Source organism: Lacrimispora amygdalina, from assembly GCF_003432035.1.
GTDB lineage: Bacteria > Bacillota > Clostridia > Lachnospirales > Lachnospiraceae > Lacrimispora > Lacrimispora amygdalina.
This window is the reverse complement of sequence record NZ_QOHO01000016.1, coordinates 91633-104357: the sequence shown is the minus strand read 5'-3', so window position 1 is coordinate 104357 and position 12725 is coordinate 91633. Positions and strand designations below refer to the sequence as shown.

Below are 12725 nucleotides of genomic sequence, written 5' to 3'. Positions count from 1 at the left end.
CCTTATTCAAGCGTTGCCGCGCTTTCGTCCTGCGGGGTTATCAGGTCTTTTACCGTACGTTTTAATACCCATAGTTTAAAAATATTTCCTGAAGCCAGTAGTATAATGGATATTCCCATGATAAAACCGGAAAGGTATACCACCCATACCGGGAGACCGGTTGCAACCCATTTGTTATGGTAGTTTTGCAGCATGAGACCGTAACTACCCGTAGTAAGAGCCATCATCAGCCAGATAATAAGCCCCTGTATTAATGTGTACAGCAGTTTCTGGGCTATGGACGGCAACCGGATCAGAACGGAATCAATCAGAAGATGCCGGTTATCGCGCATGGCTTCTATAGATCCCAAATAAACCAGATAGATAAAGCTGATCCGTGCAACCTCCTCCGACCAGGCAAAACCTGTATCAAAAATAAAACGCAGAATTACGTTTGCAAAAACAAGTATAATCATCACCGCCAGGGCAATGGATATTAAGACTTCAATTCCTTTAAAGAGGGCATTTAACAGCCGGCTCATAGGCACCTCCTGCGAATGTGAATCAATATTGAGTTATTGGACTGCTTTAATCTTTTCTGTCAGATCCTTTGCCCACGGATTCTCAGAATAAAGTTTATCTGTGAGAGGTTTGATCTGTTCAATGATTTTTTCTTTGTCCTCAGGAGTACATTCTGTTACCGTCACACCGTGATCTTTTAAGAACTGACGGTCTGTGTCAACACTTTTTATGTACTCATCCCAGGCTGTGTCACAGGAAGCTTTGGCTGCATCCCGGATTATCTGCTGCTGGTTATCACTTAAACCATCCATAAAGCTGGCAGAGGCAACAATCTCCAGAGTGGAAATAATATGGTTTGTCTCGTAGACATATTTTTGTACTTCGTAAAAAGCTTCACTGATAACCGTTACCATACCATTATCCTGTCCATCAACTACTCCGGTTTCCAGGGCAGAGAACAGTTCGCCAAGAGGGATTACCTGCGCGGAAGCACCAAGATTTTCTACTATGCCCATATGAATGGGATTACTTGGCATACGGAACTTCTGACCCTTAAAATCATCAACGCTTGTAAGCTGTTTATTACTTGTAAATGTTCTGGCGCTGTTCGGCCCCCAGCCCAGCATATAGACGGTAGGAAACTTTTCGTGAAACTCTCCGCTGATATCTTCTGCAATACTTCCTGTCCATACTTTTTTCGCATGGTCTAAATCCCGGTATAAAAAAGGCCAGTCGGAAATCAGCATAGTTGTATATTCCTGGTTCATAGGTGTTCCTACAATTGCTATTTCGATTGTTCCGTTCCGGACTCCATCCCATAAGTCACCCTCGTTACCCAGTGTTCCTGAATGATAAAGTTCAATCTTAATGCTGCCGTTGCTTTTTTCTTCAACCAGTGGTTTAAAAACATTGTCCAGAGCAGCAGCCATCGGATGTGTTGAGCTCCAGTTATCTCCAACCTTAATCGTCACCGGTTTTTCGGAGGTTTCTGCCTTTGAAGCAGTTCCGGCTAAAGTATTGGTCCTGTTACCGCCAGGGCTCTGACAGGCTGTGAATGAAAATGCTGTGATTGCGGATAAAATAATAGCTGTAATTCTTTTTTTCATGATAACTCCTCCTCATACGTACTTTAAATAATTTATTAGTCCCCGAATAAAATCACCATTTTTGCCATATCCTCCGGCGGATTCTGCATATTTTTGAATACCCGGTCAATTTCAGAAAATGAAATAGTATCACTGACGATTCCCGCCAGCCGGTAGGCTTTCTGACGGAATTTTTCTATCGTCGGCTCAAACTGTCCCGAAGACATACGGGTTCCGATAATAGAGAGTTCTCTTCCGTTAATCATGCTCTGGGTAATGTTTTCTTCAGAGGTACAGAAGCCCAGAGGCACGATACGGGCACCATTAGCAGGGATTCCTTTTTGCAGAAGCATGGACAGAGATCCTGGGTAGCCGGCAGCATCAAATATCACGTCTGCACCTTCCCCGTTTGTATATTCCTGTATCCTGCCATGCAGATCCTCTGTTTTGGTATTAATAATAAAGTCAGCTCCGAAATCCTCAGCCCGTTTTAAAAAATTATCTTTTATATCAGCACATATGACGGTACAGCCTTTTTCTTTACAAACCTGCAGTATAATGGTTCCGATTGTCCCCATACCCAAAACCAGAACCACATCACTTCCCTGCACACCGGCTCTTTTGGTGCAGTGCCCCCCGATTGCAAAGGGCTCGATCAGTGCGGCTTCCTGAAATGGCAGATCTTCAGGCAGCAGATAAACTTCATGCTCAGCAGCAATGAAGTATTCCCTCCAGCCGCCATCTACGGCAGCACCCCTTGCTTTTACTGATCTGCATATGTTTCGTCTGCCGCTTTTGCACTGCTTACAGGTCCCGCAGGCAACTACCAGATCCACAACTACATGATCCCCCTTCTTAATTTTTGTCACGCCTTCGCCAACCTCTTCGATAATACCTGCATTTTCATGTCCAGGGATGCGGGGAAACTCTGCCATTGGATTCTCACCCAGGAATAAATGAAAATCCGAACCGCACACACCGGCTGCTTTCATTTTGATCAGCACTTCCCCTTTTGATGGTTTTGGACACTCTGTATCCTCAATGCTGTACCGAAATGGAGCATTTACTGAAATTTGTTTCATATGACCCTCCTTTGTAAAATACTTATTGTTTCATTTCTGATATACTTGTTAATATATAAGTGAAATATATTAGAATATAGTAACTTTATATCATTATTAAGAAGGTGTGTCAATTTATAAAATATACTAAATGTGAAGATAAAATTTTGTAAATATTACCCAAATTCGGATATTAAATAGAATTTGAAAATAAAAAAGAGTTGTTATATAATTAACATGTATTTTAATTAGTATATATGGTTGAAGGGAGTAAAGATGGGAAAACAGGATAGCCAGACAAGCTTAGCTGCTGATAAAACGGTGTATGATTTTATTGGCAGAAGAATTCTTGATTTATATATTAAGCCGGGAGAGACTATTAATATAAATGAACTAGAGAAGTTTTTAAATGTAAGCCGCTCTCCGATCCGTGATGCTTTAATACAGCTTGAAAAGGAAGGGCTGGTTGTTACAACTCCTAAAAAAGGTACCATTGTTTCGAAAATAAATGCTTCGCGTGTAAAGGATGAAAGATTTTTGCGTTCCTGTATTGAAGAACGTGTCATGGAAGAATTTCTGGAAATTTTCCAGGAATCAGATATTGAAGAAATGAGAAATGCGATTAAAGCTCAGGAGAGAGCTGTTAAACTTTTTGATGCCAGAGAGTTTCTGGCCTGCGATGATACTATGCACAGCATTCCATTTAAGGTCACAGGGCATCAGTTCTGCCTTAATACCGTATTAAATATGTCGGGGCATTATTCACGAATCCGGCTTTTGTCTTTATCTGATATGACTACGCTGCGCCAGACTCTGGAACAGCATATGACAATGATTGAATTAATAATAAAAAAAGATTCAACCAGCTTAAAGACACTGATTCATGAGCATATCACCAATAAAGAATCGGAGTTCCAATCCCTCCTGAACCAATATCCGGATTTATTCGAAACAGAAATCCCCACTGCATCAAATGCCGCCAATATCTGGGAGTCAGACTTTTTAAAACAGAAGGATTTTTCCTGATCGGTAGTTGTTATACTGGCTGACAAAATATAAAAAATGTTATTGACAAATTAGTAAGGTACCTTTAAAATGAAAAACAAAGGTACCTTACTAATTTTTTGAAAGGAGTTTAGTGATGAACCCCAATACAGAATTAATGGAGAAGTTTTTCAGGATCGGTCGGCTGATGCATCAGAGTCATCACAAAAAATCTAAGCATTGCAGTGATTCCTGCAGAGGACAGGGAAGAGTATTGTCTATTTTAAAAAAGAATCCCCAGATAACACAAAAAGAGTTATCTGCTTTGCTTGATATCCGTTCCCAGTCTCTCGGCGAGCTTCTTGCCCGTTTAGAGCGTGATGGCTGTATCTTCAGGGTTCCTTCTGATACTGACCGGAGAGTGCTTCATATTACCCTGACGGAACAGGGAATGAAAGCGGCAGGTCAGGCTGAGGAGAATAAAGAGCGGTCGGCAGAATTATTTGATTGTCTCAGTGAAGAAGAAAAAGAGTATCTAGAGAAAATCCTTGACCGGCTGGTTGTTGTATTTGAAAAGGAAGCCAGTGAGTCAGGGGATATGCGATCAGAAAAATGACAGGAGGAAATTGATGGAAACCTATATTTTTTACGGACTGGCTTTGATTGGATTGGGTGTCTCCTTTTGGAAAGATAAGGAAAAGACGAAGACTGCTCTTAAGAAGTCATGGAAATCTTTGGAGAATATACTGCCTCAGCTGCTGACCATGATATTTTTGATCAGTGTGCTGCTGGCCTATCTAAACACCAGTCTGATATCCAGACTGATCGGGGGAGAATCCGGATGGGTTGGTGTTATTATAGCAGCTGTGGTCGGTTCCATTACCATGATTCCGCCTTTTGTAGCATTTCCTACAGCCTCCATGCTTCTTAAGGCAGGAGCGGGGTTTATGCAGATTGGTGCGTTTGTCTCTACACTGACTATGGTTGGAATTGTTACGATGCCGGTTGAAATGAAATATTTTGGCAAGAAAATGACGTTATACCGGAATATACTGGCATTTGTTTTTTCTTTTGCTGTGGCATTTTTAATTCAGGGGGTGACAGGGTGATATGAAACGATATCGGTATGCTATTTTCATGATAGTTGTAATAGGATTGATAGCAATATTTGACCGGCAGGCTGCCGCCTTATCTGTAAACAATGCCGGATTGCAGTTAAAACAGATGTTTTTTGTTATACCGCCAATTTTTCTGCTTCTCGGCCTTCTTGATGTGTGGGTGCCCAGAACCACCATGGTTAAATATATGGGAGAAGGGTCAGGAATGAAAGGCATATTGCTGGCTTTCCTCATTGGGTCGGCGGCAGCAGGACCTCTCTACGGAGCGTTTCCGGTGGCTGCAGTTTTTATGAAAAAAGGAGTGAAGTTTTTAAATCTCATGGTTTTTATCGGCGCATGGTCCACTACGAAAATTCCCATGCTGATGTTTGAGATTGAATCTCTGGGCTTAAAATTTGCCCTCACAAGACTGGCCATTGACATACCGGGTATTATTCTGATTGCATTTTTACTGACAAAACTAATGTCAAAAGGGGAACTTGAAGAGATCTATAAAAATTCTGAAGCTATGGCATAATCATGTACCGGACTGGCGTTCTTTGAATAGAATAAACCAAAAAGGTTAAGAAATGAGATTATGGGCTATTATATCACTGTTGACGGAAATGTCAATATTTACGTGGAGGATTTGAATCCGGACTGCGAGAAAACCATCCTGTTTCTTCATGGCTGGCCGGGGAGCCGCAAACTGTTTGAGTATCAGTTTAATGTGCTCCCGGGTATGGGTTTTCGCTGCATTGGGATTGATACAAGGGGATTTGGGGATTCGGATAAGCCTTTTTGCGGGTACGACTATGACAGACTTGCAGATGATGTGAGAGAAGTAATTGATGCACTGGGATTAAAAAACATTACCCTGGCCGGCCATTCTACCGGGGGTGCCATAGCAATCCGGTATATGGCGAGGCATAAATGCCATGGGGTATCGAAGCTGGCTTTGTTTGCAGCAGCAGCACCAAGCCTGATTAAACGGCAGAATTTCCCCTATGGAGTTGATCTGCAGACAGTGACGGATATTATAAACGGGACTTATGAAGACCGGCCCAATATGCTCAGGAATTTTGGAGATATTTTCTTTTTCCAGCATATAACCGGACCATTTGCAGATTGGTTTCTGCAGGTGGGACTGCAGGCGGCCGGCTGGGCAACGGCTAAGGTTGCGAATACATGGATTCAGGAGGTTTTGTTCCAGGATCTGACAGAAATTTGTGTACCAACTCTGATTATTCATGGAATCCATGATAAAGTAGTACCCTTCTCATTGGGGGAGATACAGCATCAGTATATTAAAAATTCTATACTTCTGCCTTTTGAATTCAGCGGACATGGCGCATTCTATGACCAGAAGGATGAATTCAATCAGGCACTGGCGGAGTTTGCAGAGTAAATATCACAATATCTAAAACAGGGCAGTTAGTAGAAACCAATTTGGTTTTATTACTATTGCCCTTTTTTCTATGCCTTAAGTGGGATTTATGGTTTATAATCTCAAGAAACGAATTGTGTAAAATATTTATATTTATCCAATATTTGCCGATATTATTAATGAGAAATAAAAATAATCTATGAATTAATGTCAGAGATATCAATTGAATGAAAATTCAACTATCTATTAACTCTAATTTTACAGGAGGTATTATTTTATGGAGATTACAAAACGCAAACTGGGAAGTCAGGGGCTTGAGGTGTCCGCTGTTGGCCTTGGCTGTATGGGAATGAGCCAGTATTATGGACCTGCAGATGAAAAGGAATCAATTGCCACTCTTCACCACGGACTGGAGATTGGATGCAATTTTTATGATACTGCAGAAAGCTATGGTCCTTTTGTTAATGAAGAACTGTTAGGAAAGGCTTTTAAGGACCGCAGAGAACAGGTAATTATTGCTACAAAGTTTGGATGCCGTTTTCTGGGAAATACACTGATTGGCTGGAACAGTCATCCAAAACATATTAAAAAGGCCGTAGAGGGATGCCTGCGACGTCTGAATACGGAATATATTGACCTTCTATACCAGCACCGCGTTGATCCGGGTGTGCCCATTGAAGAAGTTGCCGGTGCGGTATCGGAACTGGTGAAAGAAGGAAAAGTAAAATACTTTGGTCTTTCTGAAGCCGGTATTGCAAATATCCGTAAAGCAAATGCCGTTCACCCGGTTACTGCACTGCAAAGTGAATATTCTTTATGGGAACGGAATCTGGAGCCGGACATCATACCTGTATTACGCGAATTAGGGATAGGGCTGGTCCCGTACTGTCCGCTTGGAAAGGGCTTTCTATCAGGAAATGTTAAGAGAGCCGAAGAATATCCAAAAGGGGATGCAAGACGCTCAGATCAACGCTTTAAGGGCAAAAATTATGATACAAATAAACAGGCAGCCGATGTGGCGTTTAAAATTGCAGCAGAAAAAGGTGCCAAGCCCTCACAGATTGCTCTGGCCTGGCTTTTACACAAAGGGGATGACATTGTACCCATTCCCGGTACAAAGCACCGCGCTTATCTGGAAGATAATATGGGGGCAGTATCCATACGTCTTGATTCCGGTGAGATGAAGCTTCTTGATGAGGCAATGAAACCCGGTAAAATAGCCGGTAAAAGACATAGTGCACTGGCAATGACTGCAATTGACCGTAAAGTCTGACAGGAATTAACGCTCATCACCATTCACAAATTCTCTTATATGAGGTATAATGAAACCTGATATACATAATTCTGATTTGTAATAAAAGAGATAGAAAGGTGAGGGATGCTGCATGAATATCAGGAAGATTATGGCATTGATGCTTACGGCGGCACTGGTTACAGGGGTGAACTGTACCACTGCATCAGCTGCTTCCAGAAAGAAGATCACTACGGTAAAGATGACGGTATCAGCGGACATTATACTGGGTGGGACCATTTCCGAACAGCAGGCGGAAGTTACGGTAAAAAGTGATAAGATTGAGGTTGACCAGTGTGAGTTTATAAACGATGGATTCCAGTGGTATGAAAATGATGTTCCCAGACTGGAGGTAACTCTGCACTGTCAGGACGATTATTATTTCGATACAAAGGACGGAAGCTATACAATTGATGGCGGAACTTATGTAAAGCAGAAAAAGGAAGATTATAATCAGACTCTGATTGTTACCATAGATTTACCTTCTGCAGGTGAATTTACACAGCCAGTCAGCTCTTTGAGCTGGAGCGACAATCATGTGGCAAACTGGTCGAAGTGTGTGGGGGCAGGAAGCTATGAGGTTAAGCTTTACCGCGACGGAAAAGGTGTAGGTGCTGCAAAGACAACGGATCAAACAAGTATGGAACTTGGCAGTTTCCTGACGAGAGAAGGAAACTATACGTTCCAGGTACGGCCGGTAAATGCAAAGAATCCGGAAAATAAAGGAAAATGGGTAGAATCAACATTCAATTTCGTTAGTCAGGATGCTGCAAAGTCAAACTTAATCAATTTTGCAGGAAGCTGGAAGCAGGATCAGACAGGCCGGTGGTATGAAAATGGGGATGGGAGCTATTCAAAAAACAGCTGGCAGAATATTAACGGTGAATGGTATTTCTTTAATGAAAAGGGATATATGGCAACAGGCTGGATCGACTGGAATGGGAAGCAGTATTACTGCGATACGGAGACCGGACAGATGCTTACGAATGGTACTGCACCTGATGGAGCGAAGGTCGGAGCTGATGGAGCACGGCTTCCCTGATGGTGATCTTATATGTACGGGCTGCTTTTTGCAGTCCGTTTTTGATGCGGGGAAAAAAGTTCCGGATTGGCAGGCATCGGAAAAATGCTTGTAGGATGAGGAATTCTATCATATAATAACACGAAGGAGCAGATGGATATGACAACAAATAAAGCTGGAAAAAAGATAAAGCGGATTCTGGCAATGGCAGCTGTTCTTTGTATGATCTTTCTGACCGGCTGCGTTTACAAAGCAACAGGATCAGGTGCTTCTAATTCTGCTGTACCAGAAGAGACAGATGTTCAAAAGACAGGTTTTGGACTCGCATTGCATTTTATAGATGTAGGACAGGGGGACAGCACCCTTATTCAGGCAAACGGACACTATATGCTTATTGATGCAGGGGAAAAGGATCAGACAGATGTGGTTATCAACTATTTAAAGGAACAGGGAGTAAAAAGTCTGGATTATGTGATTGGAACGCATCCTCACTCAGACCATATTGGAGGTCTGGAAGGGGTAATCCGTGAATTTGATGTAAAAAATGTTATGCTGCCGGAGAAGGAGCACACAACCAGAATTTATGAGAAGCTGCTTGATGCCATTGCAGATAAGAACTTAAAGGTCACCATACCAAAGGCAGGAGAGCGATTTAGTCTGGGGGAAGCGTCCTTTCAGATTATTTCCCCCGGCAGGGATTATGGGGATAATTTAAATAACTGGTCCATTGGCATACGACTGGTATATGGAGAAACCAGCTTTGTTTTATGCGGAGATGCAGAAATGGAAGCAGAGCAGGATATGCTGTTAAGCGGGCTTCCATTAAAAGCAGATGTTTTAAAAGTATCTCATCATGGCAGCAGTACTTCATCATCACCAGAATTTATGAATGCAGTGAGTCCCCGGTATGCAGTTATCTCATGCGGGAAGAATAATGATTACGGGCATCCTCATAAAGAGACATTGGACCTATTAAAAAAACAGGGTATCAATGTTTTGCGGACCGATCAGCTTGGAACCATTGTCATAGAGAGTGACGGAAGCAGCCTTCGGATTCCGGGTCAGCCAGGAGTTTCTAAGCAGCCGGAAGAGACGGATACCGCCAGAGAGTATATCATCAACTCTAATACAGGGAAATTTCATCTTCCGGATTGTAAACTGGCAAAATCCATAAAAAAGGAGAACCGGGAACGATATACAGGAAGCAGAGAAGAATTGGTCAAGAAAGGGTTAGAGCCGTGTAAAAGCTGTAATCCATAGATAATAACGGTTATGAAGGGGGAGTGTTTATGCAATATATCATTGACCGGATCGAACAGGATGTTGTGATCTGTGAGGAGGAAAGCGGTAGTAAGATTAAACTCTCTTTACAGGAGATTCCAAAGGATGCCAGAGAAGGAGATGTTCTGCTAAACACAAACGGAGCTTTCCGGATTGACGAAGAAGAAACAAAAAGACGCAGGCAGAAGATGCGTGAAAAACTGAACAGACTCATTAAATAAAGGATTTGAATATATGAAAAACTACATTGTACTGGATCTGGAATGGAACCAGAATGCCGGAGGGAAGGAGGAAGCAGTCGATCATTTTCCCTTTGAAATCATAGAAATCGGAGCAGTAAGGCTGAATGATGCTATGGAAGAAACAGGAGAATACAGAAGACTGATTAAACCCAGGGTATACACAGAACTTCATGAAAAGATTCTGGAAGTTACCCATATGGATCAACAGACTCTGATGGAAGAGGGGATCTGCTTTGAGGAGGCTGTAGAAGAATTCATTCTCTGGTGCGGGGCAGATCCTGTATTTTGTACCTGGGGTTCTATGGATTTAACAGAGCTCCAGCGAAACATTGCCTATTATAAATTATCAAACCCCTTTAAAAAACCGCTCCTTTACTATGATATCCAAAAGCTTTACAGTCTTTTGGAGGGAGATGGGAAAGACAGGGTTTCTCTTGACGTGGCAGTTTTTGAATCAGGAGTTATGGAAGAGCGGCCCTTTCACAGAGCGATGGATGATGCCCATTATACAGGTCGTATTATGAGCAAAATGGATTTTAAACGGGTGGAGGCATACTGGTCAACCGATTATTACTGTCTGCCTTCGAACAAAGAAGAAGAGGTCTATCTGGTTTTTCCCGGATATTCCAAATATATCTCAAGGCCCTTTGAATCAAAGCAGGCGGCCATTGAGGATAAGACCGTTACAGATTTGATCTGCTGTAAATGCAATCGGATGCTGAGAAAAAAAATCCGCTGGTTCTCTGTAAACCAAAAATTTTATACCGCACTGGGCTGCTGCCCTGTTCATGGAAATGTAAAAGGGAAAATCAGGCTGAGGCGCAACGATGAGGGGATGGTCTATGTAGTTAAGACCATGAAACTGATTGGCGAGAATGAGATCAGCGAGATCTATGAGAAAAAAGACGAGACGAAAAAGAAGCGGGTGGAAAAAACGAAAGTCCGCAAGCAGAACAAGAAGAGGGGAGTATTTCCCCCTTCTTAATATTCGCTTTCACGCATTCGGTAGCCTACTCCTATTTCTGTAAATATATAATTTGGTTCTCCTGGATTTATTTCAATTTTTCTCCTGATATGAGCCATGTTAACTCTTAGAATCTGGTTGTTGCTGTCTGCATAAGGTCCCCAGATATGGTTGATTATGTAGTCGTAGGTAAGCACCTTGCCGGAGTTTTCTGCCAGCAGGGACACCAGTTTGTATTCGATCTGTGTCAAATGGATTACATGACCGTTCAGGGTGACCAGGCGTTTCGCGAAGTCTATAATAAGACCCTTGCATTCATATGGAACCTGAACCACAGACCCGTCAACCGTGCTGACTGTAGACTTACCGTGACGCAAGGCTGTACGGATTCTTGCCAGCAGCTCGCTGGTCCCAAAAGGCTTGGTAATATAGTCATCGGCGCCGTAATCAAGGGCAGCAACCTTTTCCTGTTCCTGAGTTCTGGCGGAAATGACGATGATAGGAATAGCAGACCAGCTTCTTACATTTTTTATAATATCCAATCCGTCTATATCAGGAAGTCCCAGATCCAACAAAATTACGTCCGGACAGTTGGAACTGATCAAAGCCAGTCCGTCTTTTCCGTTCACTGCGCAGATTACCTTATAATCATGTCTTTGCAACGTGCTTTCAATAAAACCTGAAATATTTTTTTCATCTTCAATAAGTGCTATCGTAAATTTATTCACAAGTATTCTCTCCCAATGGTAATGTAAATGTAAAGACTGCTCCCAGTAATTCATTGCCTGCACTTATGGTTCCATTATGCGCGGCTATAATTGTTTTACAGATAGAAAGACCGATCCCCATCCCCTTATGAGAATCTCCGCTGTTGTTGGGTGAAGAGGTATATCCGTCAAAAATGGTAGACAGTCTGTCCGGTGGGATACCTACACCGTGATCCCGGATGTCAAACCGGGCATTTCCATCTTTAATTGATATGGTTAAACTGACAGGATCTTTGGAATTTGAATGATATACCGCATTTTCCAGGAGATTGATAATAACCTGTTCGATGAGTGTAGCATCCATGGGGACCATGACCAGTTCTTCCGGTACAGACACTTTTACCCCGGCATCAGGAAAGCGCTTATGAAAACGCATGACTGCCTCCGATGCCACTTCTTCCAGTGGTTCCAGCGATTTTGTTACCTGCGCTTTTGAACCCCGGATTCTGGTAACAGTCAGCAGGTTTTCTACCATGTTAAGAAGCCAGTTGGCATCTTCCCGGATACCATTTACCAGATTTGCTTTTTCCGCTTCAGACATGGTATTATGATTCTCCAGAAAAGAACTGCTGGCACCGATAATTCCTGTCAAAGGTGTTCTGAGATCGTGGGAAATCGCCCGCAGCAGATTGGCCCGCATAGCCTCTTTTTCCGCTTCCATCAGAAGCTTTTCCCTGTCATGAATAATTTTGTTCTGATGCTTTAAATGCGTGGTAGTGGCACTCGTAATACTGGATATCACCATAAGGGCGATAAATGTTATGGGATACCCATCCATGGTGAAATTTAAGTGCATGAAGGGGTATGTAAATACCAGATTAACACAGATTACACTGATAAAGGAGGCTATAACCCCTGGAATATATCCGTTTGAAAAACGTGAGATTAAAACAACCGCCATCATATAAACGATACTTACGTTCGCCGTGTGTCCCCCGACAAAGACCAGAAGATAGGAAACAATGGTCGCTCCAGTCAGTGCTAAGAAGGTGATGAGAATATTCCACAGCAGTTCTTTCTTTGACATGGTCTTTTTCATAACTC

General features: G+C 42.4%; 15 protein-coding genes. 10 read left to right on the top strand and 5 right to left on the bottom strand.

Features of this window, described 5'->3' with window-relative positions; all coding sequences use genetic code 11:
- Positions 1-2 precede the first annotated feature (2 nt).
- The 3 genes from DS742_RS05640 to DS742_RS05630 are packed head-to-tail and all read right to left on the bottom strand — an operon-like array spanning position 3 to position 2668.
- Entirely contained in the window at positions 3-521 is a 519-nt protein-coding gene (locus DS742_RS05640; protein WP_117416036.1) for a TRAP transporter small permease, read from the bottom strand.
- Positions 522-554: 33 nt separating this feature from the next.
- Positions 555-1607: a TRAP transporter substrate-binding protein gene (locus DS742_RS05635; RefSeq protein ID WP_117416035.1), complete on the bottom strand. Its 1053-nt coding sequence runs from the start codon at positions 1605-1607 to the stop codon at positions 555-557.
- A gap of 35 nt (positions 1608-1642) precedes the next feature.
- Positions 1643-2668: an alcohol dehydrogenase catalytic domain-containing protein gene (locus DS742_RS05630; protein WP_117416034.1), complete on the bottom strand. Its 1026-nt coding sequence runs from the start codon at positions 2666-2668 to the stop codon at positions 1643-1645.
- 255 nt (positions 2669-2923) lie between these two features.
- Here DS742_RS05630 and DS742_RS05625 point away from each other — a divergent pair, with 255 nt between their 5' ends.
- From DS742_RS05625 to DS742_RS05580, 10 genes are all read left to right on the top strand, one after another.
- Positions 2924-3673 carry a GntR family transcriptional regulator gene (locus tag DS742_RS05625; RefSeq protein WP_117416033.1) on the top strand — a complete coding sequence of 250 codons (750 nt, stop codon included), beginning with the start codon at positions 2924-2926 and terminating at the stop codon, positions 3671-3673.
- Positions 3674-3788: 115 nt separating this feature from the next.
- Positions 3789-4247 carry a MarR family winged helix-turn-helix transcriptional regulator gene (locus tag DS742_RS05620; protein WP_117416032.1) on the top strand — a complete coding sequence of 153 codons (459 nt, stop codon included), beginning with the start codon at positions 3789-3791 and terminating at the stop codon, positions 4245-4247.
- Positions 4248-4260: 13 nt separating this feature from the next.
- Positions 4261-4740, top strand: coding sequence for a permease (locus DS742_RS05615; protein WP_117416031.1), 480 nt, complete (start codon positions 4261-4263; stop codon positions 4738-4740).
- A gap of 1 nt (position 4741) precedes the next feature.
- Positions 4742-5266: a permease gene (locus DS742_RS05610; RefSeq protein WP_117416030.1), complete on the top strand. Its 525-nt coding sequence runs from the start codon at positions 4742-4744 to the stop codon at positions 5264-5266.
- Positions 5267-5326: 60 nt separating this feature from the next.
- Positions 5327-6136, top strand: a complete 810-nt coding sequence (locus DS742_RS05605; RefSeq protein WP_117416029.1) for an alpha/beta fold hydrolase — start codon at positions 5327-5329, stop codon at positions 6134-6136.
- Between the two features lie 256 nt (positions 6137-6392).
- Positions 6393-7388 (top strand): aldo/keto reductase, encoded by a 996-nt coding sequence (locus DS742_RS05600; protein ID WP_117416028.1) that lies wholly within the window; start codon positions 6393-6395, stop codon positions 7386-7388.
- Positions 7389-7500: 112 nt separating this feature from the next.
- Positions 7501-8448: a PspC-like choline-binding domain-containing protein gene (locus DS742_RS05595; protein WP_117416027.1), complete on the top strand. Its 948-nt coding sequence runs from the start codon at positions 7501-7503 to the stop codon at positions 8446-8448.
- A 138-nt stretch (positions 8449-8586) separates the two neighbouring features.
- Entirely contained in the window at positions 8587-9687 is a 1101-nt protein-coding gene (locus DS742_RS05590; protein WP_117416026.1) for a ComEC/Rec2 family competence protein, read from the top strand.
- Positions 9688-9716: 29 nt separating this feature from the next.
- On the top strand, positions 9717-9929 hold the full coding sequence (locus tag DS742_RS05585) for a DUF3006 domain-containing protein (RefSeq protein WP_117416025.1): 213 nt from the start codon (positions 9717-9719) through the stop codon (positions 9927-9929).
- A 13-nt stretch (positions 9930-9942) separates the two neighbouring features.
- On the top strand, positions 9943-10935 hold the full coding sequence (locus DS742_RS05580; RefSeq protein WP_117416024.1) for a 3'-5' exonuclease: 993 nt from the start codon (positions 9943-9945) through the stop codon (positions 10933-10935).
- On the opposite strand, the gene DS742_RS05575 is transcribed toward DS742_RS05580, so the two are convergent.
- Positions 10932-11642 carry a response regulator gene (locus tag DS742_RS05575; RefSeq protein WP_242996399.1) on the bottom strand — a complete coding sequence of 237 codons (711 nt, stop codon included), beginning with the start codon at positions 11640-11642 and terminating at the stop codon, positions 10932-10934. The genes DS742_RS05580 and DS742_RS05575 overlap by 4 nt on opposite strands.
- A complete protein-coding gene (locus DS742_RS05570) occupies positions 11635-12720 on the bottom strand; it encodes a sensor histidine kinase (protein WP_242996398.1) in 1086 nt (361 codons plus the stop codon). The genes DS742_RS05575 and DS742_RS05570 overlap by 8 nt, the downstream gene beginning before the upstream one ends.
- Between the last annotated feature and the right edge of the window lie 5 nt (positions 12721-12725).